Origin of the sequence: Halomonas sp. KO116 (assembly GCF_000734975.2) — a bacterium.
GTDB lineage: Bacteria > Pseudomonadota > Gammaproteobacteria > Pseudomonadales > Halomonadaceae > Vreelandella > Vreelandella glaciei.
In genome coordinates this window covers 1,248,111-1,267,477 of record NZ_CP011052.1, presented here as the reverse complement: position 1 = coordinate 1,267,477, position 19,367 = coordinate 1,248,111, and the positions used below count along the sequence as shown (strand labels likewise).

The following is a 19,367-nucleotide window of genomic DNA, read 5'->3' as shown; positions in this document are numbered from 1 at the left end:
TATCTAATGATCAAAGCAGAGAGGGTAAGCCAATGATGGATGCCAGCAGCGAAACACACGCCGTCGAGGCGATGGATTTCCTCGATGACCCACTCTGGTACAAAGATGCGGTGATTTACCAGGTACACGTGAAGGCCTTCTTCGATGCCAACGATGATGGTATCGGCGACTTCGAAGGGCTTATCCAAAAGCTCGACTATATCGTCAGCCTGGGCGTCAACACGATTTGGATTTTGCCGTTCTACCCCTCGCCGCGTCGCGACGATGGTTACGATATTGCTGAATACACCAGCGTTAGCCCCGATTACGGCACGCTTGATGACGCCAAGCGCTTCATCCAGGAGGCCCACCAGCGCGGACTGCGCGTGATTACCGAACTGGTCATCAACCATACGTCTGACCAACACGAGTGGTTTCAACGCGCCAGACAGGCGCCAGCAGGATCACCAGAGCGCGACTTCTATGTATGGTCGGACACCGATCAAAAGTACCCCGGCACACGCATCATCTTTCTGGACACCGAATCCTCCAACTGGACCTGGGACCCGGTGGCCGGCGCCTACTTCTGGCATCGTTTCTACTCCCACCAGCCGGATCTCAACTTCGATAACCCCGTGGTACTCGATGAGATTCTCAAGGTCATGGAGTACTGGCTCGATATGGGGGTCGATGGCCTGCGCCTGGACGCCATACCGTATCTGGTCGAGCGCGAAGGCACCAACAACGAAAACCTGCCCGAAACCCATGTGGTACTCAAGAAGATCCGCGCGGTGCTCGACGAGCGCTACCCCGACCGCATGCTGCTCGCCGAGGCCAACCAGTGGCCCGAGGACACCCGGCCCTACTTCGGCGATGGCGATGAGTGCCACATGGCATTCCACTTCCCTTTAATGCCGCGCATGTACATGGCTCTCGCCCAGGAAGACCGCTTCCCGATTACCGATATTTTGCGCCAGACCCCGGAAATACCGGCCACCTGCCAGTGGGCGATCTTTTTGCGTAACCACGACGAGCTGACCCTTGAAATGGTGACCGATAAGGAGCGCGACTACCTCTGGAATCACTACGCCGCCGACCGTCGGGCTCGTATTAATTTGGGCATTCGTCGTCGGTTAGCGCCGCTGCTTGAACGCGACCGGCGGCGTATTGAGCTGCTTAACAGCCTGCTGCTCTCCATGCCGGGCACGCCGGTGCTCTATTACGGTGACGAGATTGGTATGGGTGACAATATCTATCTCGGCGACCGTGACGGCGTGCGCACGCCCATGCAGTGGTCGGTGGATCGCAACGGCGGCTTCTCCCGCGCCGACCCGGCCAAGCTCGTGCTACCGCCGATCATGGATCCGCTCTACGGCTATCAAACGGTCAATGTCGAAGCACAAATTCGTGACTCGCACTCGCTGCTTAGCAATATGCGGCGGCTACTCGCAGTACGCAGCCAGCACCGTGCTTTCAGCCGTGGCACCATGCGGCCACTCTACCCCTCCAATCGGCATATTCTCGCCTACCTACGCGAGATGACACTCGATAATGGCGAGACAGAAACACTGCTGTGCGTGGCCAATGTGGCCAGCACTGCCCAGGCGGTGGAGCTCGATCTTTCCGCGTTTTCCGGTCAGGTGCCGGTAGAAATGGTCGGCGGAAGCGCTTTTCCACCGGTGGGTAAACTGGCGTACCTGCTGACGCTGCCTCCTTACGGTTTTTTCTGGTTCTTGCTGGCCCCGGCTACCGCCATGCCGGAGTGGCATGTGCCTGTACCAGAGCCCATGCCGGATTTCGTTACGCTGATTATCAAAAAGCGCCTTAACGAGATTTTTGAGGAGACACCCAGGCGACTACTCGAACGCGAGACGCTGCCCAGCTACCTGCCCAAGCGACGTTGGTTCGCCGCCAAGCAGGCGCGTATTGAGGAAGTCCACTTACACGCCACTGCCAGCCTTGAGCACAGCGGCCATACGCTGCTGTTTAGCGAAGTGGAGGTCAAACATGGCCAAGGCAGCGAGCGCTACCAACTGCCGCTGGCTTTCCTGGGCGAAGATGAACAGAGCAATCCGCTACCCCAACAGCTCGCCATGGCCCGTGTTCGTCGCTTCCACGAAGTGGGGCTACTCACCGATGCGGTCACCCTGGATGCCTTTACACTGGCGGTACTAGAAAACATGCGCCTAGGCACCGTGCTGCCTTATGAGAAAGGAGAAATTCATTTCTTGCCAACCGCCACCTTCGCCGAACTGACACTTCCCGAGCACCTCGAGGTGGTGCAGCAGAGTGCCGAGCAATCCAATAGCTCGGTGATCATCAATCATCAATTAGTGCTCAAGCTGTTCCGACGCTTGGAGCCAGGCATTCATCCCGAAGCGGAAATCGGCAGTTACCTGACTGAGCGGGGCTTTACGCATACCGTGCCTTTGTACGGCGTGGTCACCCGGCTCGAAGAGGGAGCCACGCAAACGCTCATGATTCTGCAAGGCTTCATCGACAACCAGGGCGATGCCTGGTCATGGACGCGCAATAAGCTGGAACGTGCCATTCGTGAAGCGGTGGCGGACGACGAACGGGCAAGCGAGCCAAAAGCCGAAGCCCGCTACGGCGCCTTCGAGGAGTTGGCAGAGTTTGCCACTACCTTAGGGCGTCGATTGGGTGAGCTGCATATGGTGCTGGCGACGCCCAACGACGACCCAGCATTCACGCCCGAAGTCGCTGGTCTCTCCCATGTGCAGCACTGGACACAACGCGTGACGCAGCGTGTTGAGGAAGCGCTAAACGTGCTGGAGCAACACAAGAACACTGCCAACGAAGCCGAACAGCGGCTTGCCGACATTATTTTGGCTCGCCGCGCCACGTTGATGGATGCCATCAAAAAGATGTCGGAACTTGCCCAAGGCAGCCTACTCACCCGTATTCATGGTGATCTACATCTTGGCCAAGTTCTGGTGGCTCATGATGATGCTTACATCATCGATTTTGAAGGCGAACCGGCCAGGCCCTTGGAAGAGCGTCGCGCGAAGGATAGCCCGCTGCGCGATGTGGCTGGCATGTTGCGCTCCTTCGACTACGCCTATGCCAAGGTGGAGGAAGCCCGGCCCGGCGACAATGAAGGCGCTGATACGCATACCGGCACCAGCCATGCGGTGGTGGAGCAGTATCTGCTTAAAGGTCGCCAAGCCTTTCTCAACGCTTATTGGCTGGCCACCATGGAAATACCCCACGAATGGAAGCAAGCCAGCGGAGCCGCTGCGGCGGTGGATCTGTTCGTGCTGGAAAAGACGGCTTACGAAATCGCCTACGAAGCCGCCAACCGCCCCGAATGGTTGGGTGTGCCGCTGCACGGCTTAGCTGCCCTCATCGAACAACTTAGCCCAGGAGAGCCACATGAATAATGTTATTCACACCCGACCCCTTCTGGATCGCAGCTTGTGGTTGACTGAGGAAGACGCCAGCGCTCTAGCGCAAGGAACCCATCGCGATCCCTTCGCCATCCTCGGTATTCACAGTGATGGCAAAGGGCAGTTTTTGCGCGTATTCCTACCCGGCGCGGTAGGGGTTGATGTACTCGACCGCGACGGCGGCAGTGTGCGTTGCTGCCTGACGGGCATGCAAATCCCTGGTCTGTTCGCTGCCCGGCTGCCGCATGCGGCTCCCTATCTGCTGCGTATTCGCTGGCCCCAAGGCGAACAGCTAACCGAGGACCCGTATAGCTTCGGCCTGCTGCTGGGCGAAATGGATCTCTACCTGCTAGGCGAAGGCAACCATCGGCAGCTGGGGCACTGCCTAGGTGCCCAGCCCATGACAGTGGATGGCGTCAACGGCGTGCGCTTCGCCGTTTGGGCGCCGAATGCCCAGCGTGTTTCCGTCGTGGGTAATTTCAATAGCTGGGACGGCAGACGACACATAATGCGCCTGCGCATTGCTGCCGGGGTGTGGGAGATATTCGTACCGCGCCTTGGGCCTGGGGAGGCGTACAAATATGAGGTGGTCGAGGCCTACGGTGCGATTGGCCTGCGTGCCGACCCAGTTGCTTTAGCCACCGAAGCACCGCCCTCTACCGCCTCGGTGGTAGCCGACATCACGCCCTTTACCTGGCATGACGACGCATGGATCGCCCAGCGGCAAAAACTCCATGACCCGACCCATCCAATAAGCATTTATGAAGTGCACGCTGCCTCCTGGCGCAAACATGGCGGCGACAACGGCGAACTCTATAGTTGGCGTGATCTGGCCGAGCAATTAATACCTTATGTGCTGGACATGGGGTTCACCCACGTTGAACTCTTGCCCATCATGGAGCACCCGTTCGGCGGCTCCTGGGGTTATCAGCCATTGAGCCAGTTTGCGCCTAGCGCCCGCTTCGGTAAGCCTGTCGACTTTGCCTACTTCGTTGATGAGTGCCATCGCGCAGGGCTGGGCGTCATTCTCGACTGGGTGCCGGCCCACTTTCCCACCGACCCCCACGGCTTGGCACGCTTTGATGGCACCGCTCTGTACGAATATGAGCATCCTTTTGAGGGGTTCCATCAGGATTGGGACACCTATATCTATAATCTGGGAAGGCGTGAAGTGCATGGCTTTATGCTCGCCTCGGCACTGCACTGGCTGCGGCATTTCCATGTCGATGCATTGCGTGTCGATGCCGTTGCCTCAATGCTCTATCGCAACTACTCCCGTAACGAAGGCGAATGGATTCCCAACCGCTTTGGTGGTCACGAAAACCTGGAAACCATCGACTTCCTGCGCCACCTCAATGACGTCATCAGCGAGGAAGCCCCCGGCACCATCGTTATTGCCGAGGAGTCAACCGCTTGGCCGGGTGTCACCCAGCCGACCAAGGAGGGCGGGCTGGGCTTTGCCTATAAATGGAACATGGGTTGGATGCACGACACGCTGGAATACATCGCCAAGGATCCGGTGTATCGCACCTATTCGCATCACGATATGACCTTTCCTATGGTCTACGCTTTCTCTGAGCACTACGTCTTGCCGATTTCTCACGACGAAGTAGTCCACGGCAAGGGCTCGCTGATCGGTAAGATGCCCGGCGATGAGTGGCAGAAGTTCGCCAATCTCCGCGCCTATCTCGCCATCATGTGGTCGCAACCCGGTAAGAAGCTGCTGTTTATGGGCTGCGAGTTCGGTCAGTGGCGGGAGTGGAGCCACGACCGTGAGCTGGATTGGTCGCTGCTCGCCGAAGCCCGGCATACCGGTGTCCACCGATTGCTTAGCGACCTTAACCGCTGCTACGTCGAGCTACCTGCTCTGCACCAATGCGATAGTGAACCCCGAGGGTTTACCTGGGTGGTGGGCAATGACAATACCAATAGCGTTTTTGCCTGGCTACGCTGGAGCGCCACCGGTGAGCCGTTGCTGGTGGTTGCCAATATGACGCCAATCCCACGCATAGGCTATCGTCTGGGCGTGCCGCTTGCCGGTGGTTGGGAAGAACGCCTTAACAGTGACGCGGAGTGTTATGGTGGTTCCAACATGGGCAACCTAGGTCGGCTAACCGCCGAAGACTCCCCACTTCATGGGCAAATCGCCAGCCTTGAATTGACGCTACCGCCACTCGCGGTACTGCTGCTGCGCCCGGCCGACATGCAATGACCAAGTAAAAAGCCGAAATACTTTCCGGGAGCACGTTAAAGTGAAAGCGGCCCTGACTCGATACTGAGCCAGGGTCTGCACGGTTTTAAACAGCGCCACCTATTCTTTTTCTGTCGGGTTAGCGAGAGCGGGCATTCATTGGTTAGGATAAGCGGCATTGTCTGTTTAACTACCCATCGCTTCACTGCTTAGGATGCCCTTCCTTCATGCTCAACGGAATCTGGTTAAGCTTTTTTATTGCTGCTTTCGCGGCTTCCTTATGGCAGTGGTTAGTCGGCGGCGACAGCGAAGTATTCGCCCGTTTGGTGCAATCGCTGTTCGATATGGCGGAAGTCAGCGTCGATATTATTTTGGTGCTGTTGGGCACTATGACCTTATGGTTGGGTTTTCTTTCGATTGCTGAAAAGGCGGGGTTGATACGCCTGCTGGGGCGAGTACTCGACCCGCTCTTCTGCCGCTTGATGCCGGAGGTGCCTCGCGGCCACCCCGCTATGGGGCTTATCAGCATGAACTTCGCGGCGAACATTCTGGGATTGGATAACGCTGCCACGCCGATCGGTATCAAGGCCATGCACTCACTGCAAACTCTCAACCCCAGCAGTGAAACTGCCAGCAATGCACAAATTCTGTTTCTAGTTCTCAATACTTCTTCACTGACACTCTTGCCGGTAACGATTTTTATGTACCGTGCCCAGCAAGGTGCCGCCGACCCGACGCTGGTGTTTTTACCGATCTTGCTCGCTACCAGCGCCTCTAGTCTGGCAGGACTTTTGGCGGTAGCGGTGATGCAGCGATTAAAGCTCTGGCATCCCGTCGTGTTGGCCTATTTGGTGGCGGCCGCCTTAGCGTTGGGACTCTTGATCACCACGCTGGCGGGTATGTCTGCCCAAGCGCTGGCGGCGGCCTCTACGCTAGTCGGCAACCTGACGCTATTTAGCATCGTAATGATGTTTTTAATCGTAGCGGCATTGCGTGGAGTGAAGGTCTATGACGCCTTTATCAAAGGTGCAAAAGAGGGCCTGAGCTTCACCATTACGCTGCTGCCCTATTTGATTGCCATGCTAGTGGCGGTGGGCGTACTGCGCGCCAGCGGTGTGCTGGACGCCGGTCTTAGCGGCATTCGCTGGTTGGTTGAAGGCGTTGGGTGGGATACTCGTTTTGTAGATGCCCTGCCAACGGCGTTTGTTAAGCCGCTTTCTGGCAGCGGTGCCCGTGCCATGATGATCGAAACCATGGACACCTTTGGCGTCGACAGCTTTCCAGGCCTACTGGCTGCCACCATGCAAGGCAGCACCGAAACCACCTTTTATGTATTAGCTGTTTACTTCGGCGCGGTGGGCATCACCCGTATTCGTCATGGCTTAGGCTGCGCGCTGGTGGCTGATTTAGCAGGTGTTACCACCGCCATTGCAGTGTGCTACTGGTTCTTTGGGTAAGTGCTGAAACGCTCGATTTTCATAGAATGTCTGCCACACTTATGAGCGACGTACGCTTTAGACGCCAACTGGGATTGGAGGCTTGAGCCCTTAACACTATTATAGAAACAGCTTCGCATGGATTGCGCAGCCTTATTGAGGCTACAAGGAGAGTAAATAATGGGTGTCAGTACAGTGTTTGTGGCGCTAGCCGCATTTTTCTGGGGTGTGTCCGGCGGGATTGGTAGCATCCTTATTGAGAGTGGCTGGGCACCGTCAGTCGTTTCCTTTTACCGTGGGTTTATTGGGCTTCTTTTCGTACTTGTCTGGTTGCTAATTCGTCCCCGTAGCAGCGGGCTCTCGAATCGACAGTTATGGCTTTGGTCTACTATCGCGGGCCTGGGTGTTGCAGGCAATTTCTCCTTCTATTTCATAAGCATTGAGCACGGTAGCGTGGCCGTTGCAGCTACATTGATGTATTGCGCCCCGGTATTTGTATATCTAATATCATTCGCGCTAAAGCTTGAAAGACCCACGGTATCAAAATGGGCGGCAATCGCCTTGGTGATGATTGGTATTGTGCTTTTGACAAAGCTTTACGAGATTGGCGCAAGCGACTTATCGCTGATCGGTGTGGTTGCTGGGCTACTTGCAGGGCTCTCATACGCCGTTTTTATTTTCGGTTTTAAATACGCAGCTCCCCATGGCAGCCCCCAGGCAGTCCTTTCGATTGCCTTTGCAGTGCTTTCCATCGTGCTGATATTGCCGAGCGATATTGATCAAACCGTGAGCGTTGTAAGGTCTTCAGAATGGCCGATGTTTTTAACCCTGGGCGTACTGGGGGCGGGCCTCTCCTTTGTGCTTTACATTGTCGGTCTAAAACACACCGCGCCCGCGTTAGCTTCGATGATAGCCATGGTAGAGCCCGTCACCGCAACACTATTTGGCTTCTTACTCTTAGATGGAAGCCTCGACGTTATTCAGATTATCGGCATGGGGTTAATATTAATCACTGTAACAACGCTAAGCGTTACTTCCAGTAAGTCCAGTCAGGCATAACTAGCCAGACAGTTAGATCTTCTCGGCAATGCGGTGTGCTAATTTATGAATAAAGGGGCCGCTGACAAACGCGATGATTCCCGCGGCTGGCCACGCCAAGAACCAAGCATGCATCCAGAGGCTAAAGAAGTTGGGAGGTGCCCCAACATTAACGAACGTGATCCAAGCAGACATGATCAGCGTTAGCGTAAACGACATAAGAATAGCGAAGATAATTCTATGCTTCATGGGAAGTCCTTAACTACCGTTTTACGTACCTTAAACCTACCCTGTTGGTGCCGTCGCGCCAGCAGAGAGGTTTAACTATCATTGCTTGTAGCTGATGCTTAAATTTCCGCTTTCGCCGCCCGAGCCGCGTGGAGCTTCTTGTAGCTATCGATCAAGCGCTGGTGGCGCTCAAGGCCCGCTAACTGCATGTTCGTCGACGTTAGGCCATAGAAGCGTTCCTCGCCACTTACCGAGCCCACGACGGCCGCCATGGTTTCCTCGCCAAACATGCGCTGGAAGCTATGTAGATAATCGTTTAGCTCCAGCTCGTCATCCAGCACAATTTCCAGCACCGCGTTCACTGCTTGATAGAACAGGCCGCGCTCGACGGTGTTGTCATTGTACTGCAGGAACATCTGTACACAGTCCAGCGCCTCTTCATGACGCTGCAGCGCCAGGTAGACCAACAGCTTCAGTTCCAGGATCGTCAGCTGCCCCCAGACGGTGTTCTCGTCAAACTCAATGCCGATCAGGGTAATAATGTCAGCATGGTCATCCATCTGGCTCTCTTCCAGCCGCTCGACCAGATCAGTGAGCTGATCGTCGTCGAGACGGTGCAGGTTGAGAATATCCTCGCGGTAATCCAGTGCCTTGTTGGTGTTGTCCCAAATCAGGTCTTCAATCGGGTACACTTCCGAGTAGCCCGGCACCAGAATGCGGCAGACCGGCGCGCCCAGGTCCTCGTGAACCGCCATATACACTTCCGCACCCAACTCTTCAAAAATGCCGAACAGCGTCTCGGCTTCTTCATCGTTGCTGCCAGAGAAGTCCCACTCGCTAAACTCGAAGTCAGGCTTGGCACTAAAGAAACGCCAGGAGACCACGCCGACCGAGTCGATAAAGTGCTCAACAAAGTTGTTGGGCTCGGAAACCGTCTGTGAGTTAAACGTCGGCAACGGCAGGTCGTTCAGGCCTTCGAAGCTGCGGCCTTGCAGCAACTCGGTCAAGCTGCGCTCCAGTGCCACTTCAAAGCTCGGGTGGGCACCAAAAGAGGCAAACACGCCGCCGGTGCGCGGGTTCATCAAGGTGACGCACATGACCGGGAACTGCCCGCCCATGGAGGCATCTTTCACCAGCACCGGGAAGCCCTGTGCTTCCAGGGCGTTAATGCCCTCCACAATGCTGGGGTACTTGGCCAGCACTTCCTGCGGTACATCCGGCAGGGTTAGCTCCTGCTCAAGGATTTCACGTTTCACCGCCCGCTCGAAAATTTCCGACAGGCACTGCACCTGGGCTTCTACCAACGTATTGCCCGCGCTCATACCGTTGCTTAGGAATAGGTTTTCAATCAGGTTGGAGGGGAAGTAGACCGTCTCGCCATCGCTTTGACGTACAAACGGCAGCGATACAATACCTCGGTCTTCACGACCCGAGTTGGTATCAATCAGGTTGGAGCCGCACAGTTCGCCTTCCGGGTTGTAAATAGCCAGGCAGTGCTCGTCGAGAATTTCTGCGGGCAGCTCGTCGTTCGGGCCCGGCTTGAACCACTTCTCATTGGGATAGTGAACAAACGCGCTATTGGCAATCTCTTCACCCAAAAACTGATCGTTATAGAAGAAGTTGCAGCTCAGGCGTTCTATAAACTCGCCCAGCGCCGAACACAGCGCACTCTCTTTGGTCGCGCCTTTGCCGTTGGTAAAGCACATCGGTGAGGCCGCATCGCGAATATGCAGCGACCATACGTGGGGCACAATATTGCGCCAGGAGGCGATCTCGATTTTCATGCCCAGATCAGCCAGGATCGCGCTCATATTGGCGATGGTCTGCTCCAGCGGCAGGTCTTTGCCCTCAATATAGGTACTGCCGCCTTCCGGCGCGCCCATCAACAGCGCTTGGGCGTCCTCGTCTATGTTCTCTACCGTCTCGATTTGAAAGTCGGGGCCAGTTTGCACCACTTTCTTGACCGTGCAGCGGTCAATGGAGCGCAGAATGCCCTGGCGATCTTTTTCAGAAATATCTTCCGGCAACTCGACCTGAATTTTGAAGATCTGCTTATAGCGGTCTTCCGGGTCAACGATATTGTTCTGGGAAAGACGGATATTCTCAGTGGGAATGTCTCGAGCGTTGCAGTAAACCTTTACGAAGTAGGCCGCGCACATGGCAGACGACGCCAGGAAGTAGTCAAACGGTCCTGGTGCCGAGCCGTCGCCTTTGTAGCGAATCGGCTGGTCGGAGATAACCGTAAAATCGTCGAACTTGGCCTCCAGGCGGAGGTTGTCGAGATAGTTAACTTTGATTTCCATGAGCGGGCGTCCGGAGTAATGAGTGTGCCTGGGCTTTTGCAAAAACAAGCCAACAGGCGAATTGCGGCCCATTATCCAGTTTTTTACCCGCTTCGTCTTGGTCAGTCGCCTCCCGAATCGCCTATCCAGCGTCAAGAAGAAACGGCAGCGCTTCATCCAGCAGTATTTCGGGAATTTCTTCGGCGATGTAGTGGCCACAAGGGAGCGCTTTGCCTTTTACATCGGTGGCGACTTTTTGCCATTCACTGAGTGCATCAAAGCAAGCTTCAATGGCGCCTTCAGCGCCCCACATCACTTTTAATGGGCAGGTGAGCTTTACGCCTGCGTCGATATCGGCTTGATCATGCTCCAAATCGATGGTGGCGCTGGCGCGGTAGTCTCCGCAAATACCGGTAGCGGTGCCGGGGAGCGCAAGGCAGCGCTGGTATTCGGCCAGCGCTTCTGGGGAGAAAGGCGCCATGCCGGCACTGCGGGCACCCATCACGCTTTTGAGGTATTGGGGGGGATTACTCTGGATCAGCATTTCCGGCAGCGGCTGGGGGCGAATTAGGAAGAACCAGTGCCAGTAGCTGCGCGCAAAGGCCTCGTTGGTGCCGCGATACATGGCCAGCGTCGGGGCAATATCCAGAAGCACCATACGCTCTACTCGCTCTGCGTGGTCAACGCCTAAACGATGGGCGACTCGCGCCCCACGATCATGGGCCAGCACTTTAAAACGCTCAAAGCCCAGCGCACTCATCAGCTCTGCCATATCGGCAGCCATGGCGCGCTTGGCGTAATTTAGGTGCTCAGGATCGTCGTCGGGTTTACTGCTGTCGCCGTAACCGCGCAGGTCGGCTGCGATAACGGTGAAATGCTGGGCAAGCTCTTCTGCCACTTTGTGCCAAATTATGTGGGTCTGTGGGTGGCCGTGGAGCAGAAGAAGTGCCGGGCCGCTGCCGCCCATTCTAAACGTAATGTCGATACCGTTAACGTGACGTGTCTGTTTTTCAAACCCTTCAAACATGGTGAGCTCCTGACTTAGGACATGGCGATTCAATTCAGCCTGCGCTGATATTACGCAGCAGAGTTCTTTTTAATAAAACAACATCGGGGCATGATGGTGCCACTTATCGTTAACGAGAGAACTACTATGAAGGCGTTCGCCTTTACCCAAAGTCTGCCCATCGACCATCCTGACGCGCTGCAAGCCATTGAGCTCCCCCTACCCACGCCTGACGCCCACGACATTCGTGTCGCGGTAAGCGCGGTTTCGGTTAATCCTGTGGATGCCAAAGTGCGCAGTAGCGCCCTGCCTGAAAGCGGCGAGCCGCGCGTGCTGGGTTACGACGCCGTGGGCGTGGTCAATGCCATCGGCAGCGCGGTCACCCGCTTTCAGCCGGGTGACCGGGTGTGGTACGCAGGCAATATTGCTCGGCAGGGCTCTAATGCTGAATATCAGCTTGTCGATGAGCGTATCGCCAGCCTAGCGCCGAAAAGCCTTTCTGACACGGAGGCCGCTGCGCTTCCGCTGACCGCGATTACGGCTTGGGAGCTACTATTTGACCGGCTAGAACTAGGCATGCGCGATACCCAAGGCAAAAGCCTGTTGGTGATTGGTGCAGCAGGGGGAGTGGGCTCAATCCTGGTGCAACTTGCCAAACAGCTCACCGATATTACCGTCATTGGCACAGCGTCCCGGCCCGCAAGCCAAGCCTGGGTGAAGTCACTAGGCGCCGACGCGGTGATTAATCACCACCAGCCACTTGATCAAGAACTTAAGGCGGCGGGCTTTGACGGTGTGGATATGGTGATTAGCCTTAACCAGACCGACCACCACTTTGAGGCCATTCTTGAAGCCCTCAAGCCCCAGGGAAAACTGGCGCTTATTGATGACCCGGAGCTGATCGATGTGCGTAAGCTCAAAATGAAAAGTCTGTCCCTGCATTGGGAGCTGATGTTTACCCGCCCGCTGTTCGCGACGGACGATCTCGCCAAGCAGCACGACCTGCTCACAGAAATATCGACCATGGTCGATGACGGACGCCTAAAAACGACTCTAGGCGAGGTATTGGGCCCGATTAACGCCGAGAATTTAAAGCGCGCGCACGCTCTGATTGAGAGCAACAGCACGATTGGCAAACTGGTCTTGGAAGGCTTTTAATACGCGCTCAACGTCACGTCCATCGCTGGCTATGGCAATGGGCGTACCAGTACTTGCTGAAACAGGATCGTTTCAAACTGCTCCATCGGCTCGACGGATTTAAGCGTTTTGGCACGCAGAATGGCACCTTCCCAACCGGTGAGAATAAAGCTGGCGAGCGCCTCGGGTGCGGTGTGGCTGGCAATATCACCCCGCGCCTGTGCATCCTGCAGGCAGCGCACGAAGCGCTGTTCCCAGCGCTGTAGCACGAGGTTTAACGCATCGCGGAAGGTATCGCTCTGGCCTGAAAGCTCTTGGCCAAGGTTGCCAATCAAGCAGCCCGTGGCATGATCGCACTCGTGCATATGGTCCCGGCCTGCTGCGAAGTACCGTTTCAGGCGCTCAAGTGGTGGCGTCTCACTATCTTCCAGCAGTGCCACCAGCGTTTCGTCATAAGTAGCCGCAAAGCGCTCAATCACCGCCAGCCCGAAATCCTCTTTGCTGGAGAAGTAGTGATAGAAGGAGCCCTTGGGTACACCGCAGGCCTTTAAAACGGCATTAATACCCGTCGCGTTGTAGCCTTGCTGACTAATCAGCTCGGCGCCACTATCAATTAATTTGTCGCGGGTTACATTGTTTTTCATATACTTAAAGTAGACCAGTCAGTCTATTACTATCAAATGAGTGAAAGCCAAGTAAGTAAAAGCCAAATGATTGAGTGCCAAGTAAATGTTAATTACATGTTATTTGCACATTGTTTGACTAATCGCTGCTTAACAATGCGTGATGCTAGCATCATACGCTTATTTTTCTGGGATTTTCGCCCTAGCCAACGGATGACGCGCGGTAATGACACCAAAACGCTCCCTCTCTTCCCCTCACTCGTCTTATCAACGAGGCCGCGTTCGGTTAGGTGCCGTAGCTGCGCTGTTGATTCTTGTCGGCACCCTTGTGCTCGCTTGGTGGATTATATCTCAGCCACCCCGCATTGCGCGCACAGCGCCGCCGGAACCTCTACCTACCATGGTAGACGTAATGACCGTGTCCGCGAGCACTCAGGCCCCTAATCTTTATGGCTTTGGTCGCGTTGAGGCAGAGCAGGAGACAATGCTGGCAAGCCGCGTAGCAGGGCAGCTTGAGCGTTTCGCTAATGGCGTTGTTCCCGGCCAGGTCGTCGAGCAAGACGCCGCCGTGGCGTTTATCGATCAAGCCGATCTGGCGCTTACGCTTGAAGATGCTCAAGCGCAGCTGGCTAATGCCCAGGCGCTACTTGCTTTAGAGCAGGCAGAGCAGCAGCGCGCCCGTAGTGAATACGAATCCTTTGGTCGCCAACTCTCCGCCGAACGCCAAGCCCTGGTTTTGCGTGAACCACAGCTGCGCCAAGCACAAGCTGAACTCACCCAAGCACGCGTGGCCCGCGACCAGGCAGCACTGAATGTTGAGCGCGCAACCCTCACCGCTCCCTGGCGGGCCATAGTACAGGAGCGCTTGGTCGGCGCCGGCAGTCTGCTCAGTCAAGGCACCGAGGTATTGCACCTGGTGGGCGTCGAGCAGTTTTGGGTGCGCGCCTCACTACCCGGTGAGTGGATGGAGTGGCTGGAAGCGGGCAGTAGCGTGACGTTAACCAGCCGCGGCTGGCCCGAAGGCGCCACACGTGAAGGCACGCTGGTGTCGATGTTGCCCAGCCTGGAAGAGAATGGCCTGCAGGCACAGCTACTCATCGCAGTGAACGACCCCTTGGCGCTAGAGAGCGACGGCCCGGCCCTGCGTCTGGGCGATGTGCTACGTGCGTCCTTTCAACCCGCTATTCAAGAGCAACTCATATCGCTACCCTCTGCCGCGCTTCGCCCAGGGGATGTTACGTGGCGAGTCGACGAGGAGAATCGCCTGCGCCGAACGCCGGTCACGCTGGCTTATCGCGGGGAAGATGACGCCTTGATTCGTAGCGGTCTGGAAACCGGCCAGCAGGTCGTCACCGCGGGCTTGGCCCAGCCTCGAGAAGGCCAACTCGTGCGCATTCGTCGGCCCAACGACACCCCGGCCCAAGCGGGAGATGAACCGGGAGACGAATCATGAAGGTACCACGCGGCCCATTGGCATGGATGGTGGATCACGGGGTAGCGCCTAACTTACTGATGGTGCTTTTTATCGCCGGCGGTTTAATGGCATCGCTGGCGATTAAAAAGGAAGTATTCCCCGAATTCGACACCGAAGTCGTCCAAGTCACAATTAGCTATCCCGGCGCCACGCCGGAAGATGTTGAACAGAGCCTGCTGCTACCGGTGGAAGCCGCAATTGCCGATGTCGAAGGCATTGATGAGCTCACCGCGACGGCCAGCGAAGGCAGCGCCAACGTCAGCGCTACGCTGATTGACGGCATTGATGTCATGCGCGCCTATCAGGATATTCAGCAGGCAGTGAACGCTATCACCACGCTGCCCAGCGCCGCCGATCCACCGCGTTTCACCCTGGCGGGACGCTCTCGCAGTGTGCTCAGCCTGCAAGTTTATGGCCAGGTCGGCCTAGAGGCACTCCACGATGCGGCTGAAGATGTACGCGGCGAGTTGCAAGCCACATCGGGCATTTCCCGCGCTGAGCTTTCCGGCAACCGCGAGCGGGAGATTCAAGTCCATCTGGATGAAGAGGCCATCGAGCGCTTTGGCCTCGACCATCAGGCGTTGGCCAGCCGCATCGCCGAAGAGGCGCTTGACCTTGCCAGTGGTCAGCTAACAACGGCCGAAGGCGAGTGGCTAATTCGCTATCAAGGGCGGCGCAACAGCGCTGAAGCCTTTGCAGAGCTGCCGATACTCACCAGCACTCAGGGCGCTCCGATTACACTCGGTGAGATCGCCAGGGTCAGTGACGGTTTTGCCGAGACCGATCGCGAGGAGTTCTATAACGGTCAGCCCGGCCTCTCTGTGGATGTTTACCAGATTGGCGACCAGACCCCGACCAGTATCTCTGAAGCGGTCAACGGAGAGCTTGAGCGCTTGCGGGAAGGTATGCCGGAAGGCGTCAGCCTGGATATTTCCCGCGACAGCTCAGAAGTTTACGAAGACCGTCTTAGCCTGCTGTTAAAAAATGCCTGGATGGGCTTAGCGCTGGTATTGGTACTCATGGCGCTGTTTCTGGAAGCACGGTTAGCCTTCTGGGTCACCCTGGGCATTCCGACGGCGTTTCTGGGCGCCATGCTGTTTCTGCCCTGGATCGGCGTCTCGCTCAACATGATGTCGATGTTCGCCTTTATTATCGCCCTAGGGATCGTGGTGGATGACGCCATTATCGTTGGCGAAAATATCTACAGCTACCGGGAAGAGGGCTACTCGCTGCGCGATGCAGCGGTGAAAGGCGCCAGCGAGATCGCCACGCCGCTCACGTTTGCGATTCTGTCCAATATCGTCGCTTTCCTGCCGCTGCTGTTTTTACCCGGCTTTTTAGGGCTTATTTTTGCCACCGTGCCGGTGGTGGTAGTCACCGTCTTTTTAATCTCCTGGCTGGAAGCGCTCGTCATTCTGCCCGCCCACTTGGCGCATAGCCGTAAACCGCGCCAAACCCCGGCGTGGCAGCGTCCTCTTGAAGCACTGCGCCAACGCCTCCAGGGCGGCTTACACCACTTTACCTATCGCCAGTTCGAGCCGTTTCTACAGCGCGCGCTAAATCAGCGCCTGCTAAGCATTTCGCTGGGCGTCGCCATTCTGCTGATCGCCCTCTCCTGGTCAATGAGCGGGCGTTTGGGCTTTTCCCTGATGCCACGAGTTGAATCGGATCAGGTTCAGGCAACGGTAACGCTGCCCATTGGCAGCAATATCAGCGTCAGCCGTGAGCTTAGCCAACAGCTGCTCGACGCCGCCGATGTCCTAAGCGAGCGCGAAGAAACACTCAGCTTTAGTAGCTCGCGCAGTCGCCTGGACGGCGAAAGCCTGGAAGTGCGTTTGGATATTGCCAGCGAGAGTTTAGAGGCTTGGCCACCGTCGCGCATCGCCCGCGAGTGGCGCGACTTAACCGGCGATTTACTCGGCGCTCAGTCAGTGCGTTTTGAGGCTGATGTCGGCGGCCCCGGCAGCGGCGCGGCGCTCAGCCTTCGCCTTTCCCACCCGGACACGCAGGTATTGGAAGCCGCCGCCGAACGCTTGGCGGAAACATTGGGCGGCTATGGACTCACCGATATCGACAGCGGCCTGGGCGACGGTAAACCGCAGTTAGAGATGCGTCTCTCTGCCGAAGGCCGCGCGCTGGGGCTCACAGGCAGCAATTTAGCCGAAGCGCTACGCGGGCCTCTTCAAGGTGCCACGGCACTTGAACAGTACGTCGGACGCAGCGAAATCAGCGTTGAGGTTCGTCTGCCCAACGACAATCGCGACAGCCTGAATGAGCTCTACCGCATGCCGGTGCGCACGCCTGACGGCCTCAGCGTGCCACTTTCCCGGGTAGCCGACATCACCATCAGTCAGGCCTCTAGCAGTCTTGAGCGCATTAACGGGCGACGGATTATTACCGTGACCGCCGACTCAGAAAGCGATCTGGCCATTAACCAGGTACTGGCAACGCTGCAGGAAGAGGTTTTCCCCAATCTTGAAGCAACCTGGCCAGGGCTTGAGGTCAGCATGGGCGGTCGTCAGCAGGACACCGCCGACAACTTGGCCACGCTCAAGACCTCCATGTGGTTAATGATTGCCGCTCTTTACGCCCTGCTCGCCATTCCGTTCCGTAGCTATTTGCAGCCGCTGCTGGTGTTGGCCGCCATTCCCTTCGGCATTGTCGGTGCAGTGGCCGGCCATATGATTATGGGTTTCGGACTTTCGATTATCAGTTTGCTGGGCATGCTCGCGCTCTCTGGCGTGGTGATCAACGATGCGCTGGTGCTGATTGACTACGCCAACCGTAAACGCCGCGAAGGCATGGATGCCCGGGGCGCCATCGTGGCGGCGGCTACTCGCCGTTTACGGCCGATTATGATGACCACGCTGACGACCTTCTTGGGCTTGGCACCCATGATCTTGGAAACCTCGCGGCAAGCACGCTTTATGATTCCTATGGCGATTTCGCTAGGTTTTGGCATGCTGTTCGCAACGGCTATTCTGTTAATTCTGGTGCCCTGCCTCTATCTGGGCATGGAGAATGTTCGCGAACGGCTTAGTGCCCCGCGTCAGCCCTCACCCAGCAACAAATTGAGCGACAACAAATCGAGTCAAGAAGAGGGAGCTCATTAATGGCAGTGCTCACCGCGATACGCCAATGGCGGCCCTCTCGGCTGGGCCTGAAGCTGTTTGTGATTATCCTAAGCGTCAATGTGGCCATCTCAGCCAGTATGTTTCTGGCCGTCTCCTACAGTATTGACCGTGGCTTTCTCGACTATCTCAACCAAGCCCAAGAGCGCCGCGCCACGCTGCTAGCAGACGGTCTTGTCACACGCTGGGAAACCCAGCAGAGCTGGGAGTGGCTGGAGCAGTCACCGGAACGCTGGCCGTTTATTGTTCGTTTTGAGCTTGGCCAGGAGCATCGCGACCGCCCCTCACCGCTTGGCGAAGCGCGGGATTTTAGCCTTCGCGCAGCGGATGGACGCTTTGTCGTGCCGCCCCACAGCGGGCGCGAAAACTCGGGCAACTGGCATTGGCTAACGCTGCAAAGCGGTGAAACCACTATCGGTTCGCTGGGTTTCCGGCCGCCGCGGGAAATGATGGAGCGCATGGAGAGCCGCTTTCTGGAGCGTCAGCAGCGTAATCTGGTGCTTATCGTCATATCACTCTGCGTTGCTTCATTGCTACTGGCGGGCGGGCTTTCCTGGTGGCTGGGGCGTCGTACCCGGGCATTGGCCGGCGCCACGCTGCGCCTTACCGAAGGCGACTACCACACCCGGCTACCGGAACGCGGCCGCGACGAGCTCTCGCGCCTAGCGCGGGATTTCAATGTGCTTGCCGCCACGCTGGAAGCCAGCCGTGATGCCCGCGCCCGCTGGGTGTCCGATACGGCCCATGAGCTGCGCACGCCGCTGGCGGTGCTGCGCGGAGAGATCGAAGCCATGCAGGATGGCATTCGGCCCCTGAATCAAGAGAACCTCGGCTCGCTCGCCCAAGAGGTGGGTCAACTAGAGCGTTTGGTGGCAGATTTACGCCTGCTTTCCCAAAGCGACGCGGGCGCGTTGGATATACAGCTGGCCCCGATGGATCTTAGCGACTGTCTCGCTAGCCGTCTGGCTGACGCTGACCGCTGGTTAATGGACAGCGGTTTAACGCTGACAGAAAAAATCGAGCCTGGCATTATGATTCGTGGCGATGCCCAGCGCCTGCGCCAGCTGTGGAACAACCTGCTGGATAATAGCTGCGCTTACACCCAGCCGCCGGGCGAACTCCGCGTCACGCTCACGACTCAACAGGGAATGGCAGTGGTTACCTGGGAAGATAGTACGCCGGGTGTACCGGAGGGAGAGCTAGCACGCTTAACCGAGCGTCTGTATCGAGTGGAAGGATCGCGCAACCGCGCTAGCGGCGGCAGCGGCTTGGGCCTCTCCATTGCCAGCGCCTTGGTCAATGCCCACGGCGCAACGCTGACACCCTCCACCTCAACACTAGGTGGGCTGTGCTGGACACTGCGCTTTCCCCTGTTGACCCCTGTCTGATATTTTCAAAACAATTGTTTAAGAACGAATGCTTATAAATCAGTTTT

Annotated in this window: 12 protein-coding genes; 8 read left to right on the top strand and 4 right to left on the bottom strand. The window is 56.9% G+C overall.

Annotated features, from left to right (window positions below; translation table 11 throughout):
• Nucleotides 1-32 precede the first annotated feature (32 nt).
• The 4 genes from treS to KO116_RS05885 all read left to right on the top strand — a co-directional run bounded on the left by treS (nucleotide 33) and on the right by KO116_RS05885 (nucleotide 8,072).
• On the top strand, nucleotides 33-3,380 hold the full coding sequence (gene treS / locus KO116_RS05900) for a maltose alpha-D-glucosyltransferase (protein WP_045812081.1): 3,348 nt from the start codon (nucleotides 33-35) through the stop codon (nucleotides 3,378-3,380).
• A complete protein-coding gene (glgB, locus tag KO116_RS05895; protein ID WP_045812080.1) occupies nucleotides 3,373-5,598 on the top strand; it encodes a 1,4-alpha-glucan branching protein GlgB in 2,226 nt (741 codons plus the stop codon). The genes treS and glgB overlap by 8 nt, the downstream gene beginning before the upstream one ends.
• A 206-nt stretch (nucleotides 5,599-5,804) precedes the next feature.
• Nucleotides 5,805-7,034 carry a nucleoside recognition domain-containing protein gene (locus tag KO116_RS05890; protein ID WP_035562445.1) on the top strand — a complete coding sequence of 410 codons (1,230 nt, stop codon included), beginning with the start codon at nucleotides 5,805-5,807 and terminating at the stop codon, nucleotides 7,032-7,034.
• Between the two features lie 159 nt (nucleotides 7,035-7,193).
• The gene (locus KO116_RS05885) at nucleotides 7,194-8,072 is read left to right on the top strand and encodes a DMT family transporter (protein WP_035562443.1); all 879 of its coding nucleotides are present in this window, start codon (nucleotides 7,194-7,196) and stop codon (nucleotides 8,070-8,072) included.
• A 12-nt stretch (nucleotides 8,073-8,084) separates the two neighbouring features.
• Here the strand turns inward: KO116_RS05885 and KO116_RS05880 are convergent, their stop codons facing one another.
• The 3 genes from KO116_RS05880 to KO116_RS05870 all read right to left on the bottom strand — a co-directional run bounded on the left by KO116_RS05880 (nucleotide 8,085) and on the right by KO116_RS05870 (nucleotide 11,588).
• Nucleotides 8,085-8,300: a DUF2798 domain-containing protein gene (locus tag KO116_RS05880; protein ID WP_035562440.1), complete on the bottom strand. Its 216-nt coding sequence runs from the start codon at nucleotides 8,298-8,300 to the stop codon at nucleotides 8,085-8,087.
• A gap of 98 nt (nucleotides 8,301-8,398) precedes the next feature.
• Nucleotides 8,399-10,582, bottom strand: a complete 2,184-nt coding sequence (locus tag KO116_RS05875; RefSeq protein WP_035562437.1) for an OsmC domain/YcaO domain-containing protein — start codon at nucleotides 10,580-10,582, stop codon at nucleotides 8,399-8,401.
• 121 nt (nucleotides 10,583-10,703) lie between these two features.
• Nucleotides 10,704-11,588, bottom strand: a complete 885-nt coding sequence (locus KO116_RS05870) for an alpha/beta fold hydrolase (protein WP_035562434.1) — start codon at nucleotides 11,586-11,588, stop codon at nucleotides 10,704-10,706.
• Nucleotides 11,589-11,714: 126 nt separating this feature from the next.
• On the opposite strand from KO116_RS05870, the gene KO116_RS05865 reads away from it, so the two are divergent.
• A complete protein-coding gene (locus tag KO116_RS05865; protein ID WP_035562431.1) occupies nucleotides 11,715-12,725 on the top strand; it encodes a zinc-binding alcohol dehydrogenase family protein in 1,011 nt (336 codons plus the stop codon).
• A 29-nt stretch (nucleotides 12,726-12,754) separates the two neighbouring features.
• Here KO116_RS05865 and KO116_RS05860 read toward each other — a convergent pair whose 3' ends face one another.
• Nucleotides 12,755-13,348 carry a TetR/AcrR family transcriptional regulator gene (locus KO116_RS05860; RefSeq protein WP_035562428.1) on the bottom strand — a complete coding sequence of 198 codons (594 nt, stop codon included), beginning with the start codon at nucleotides 13,346-13,348 and terminating at the stop codon, nucleotides 12,755-12,757.
• A 205-nt stretch (nucleotides 13,349-13,553) separates the two neighbouring features.
• On the opposite strand from KO116_RS05860, the gene KO116_RS05855 reads away from it, so the two are divergent.
• The 3 genes from KO116_RS05855 to KO116_RS05845 are packed head-to-tail and all read left to right on the top strand — an operon-like array spanning nucleotide 13,554 to nucleotide 19,320.
• The gene (locus KO116_RS05855; protein WP_035562426.1) at nucleotides 13,554-14,780 is read left to right on the top strand and encodes an efflux RND transporter periplasmic adaptor subunit; all 1,227 of its coding nucleotides are present in this window, start codon (nucleotides 13,554-13,556) and stop codon (nucleotides 14,778-14,780) included.
• Complete coding sequence (locus tag KO116_RS05850; protein ID WP_035562423.1) at nucleotides 14,777-17,914, top strand: efflux RND transporter permease subunit; 3,138 nt, start codon at nucleotides 14,777-14,779, stop codon at nucleotides 17,912-17,914. The genes KO116_RS05855 and KO116_RS05850 overlap by 4 nt, the downstream gene beginning before the upstream one ends.
• Complete coding sequence (locus tag KO116_RS05845) at nucleotides 17,914-19,320, top strand: ATP-binding protein (RefSeq protein ID WP_035562419.1); 1,407 nt, start codon at nucleotides 17,914-17,916, stop codon at nucleotides 19,318-19,320. The genes KO116_RS05850 and KO116_RS05845 overlap by 1 nt, the downstream gene beginning before the upstream one ends.
• Nucleotides 19,321-19,367: the final 47 nt, after the last annotated feature.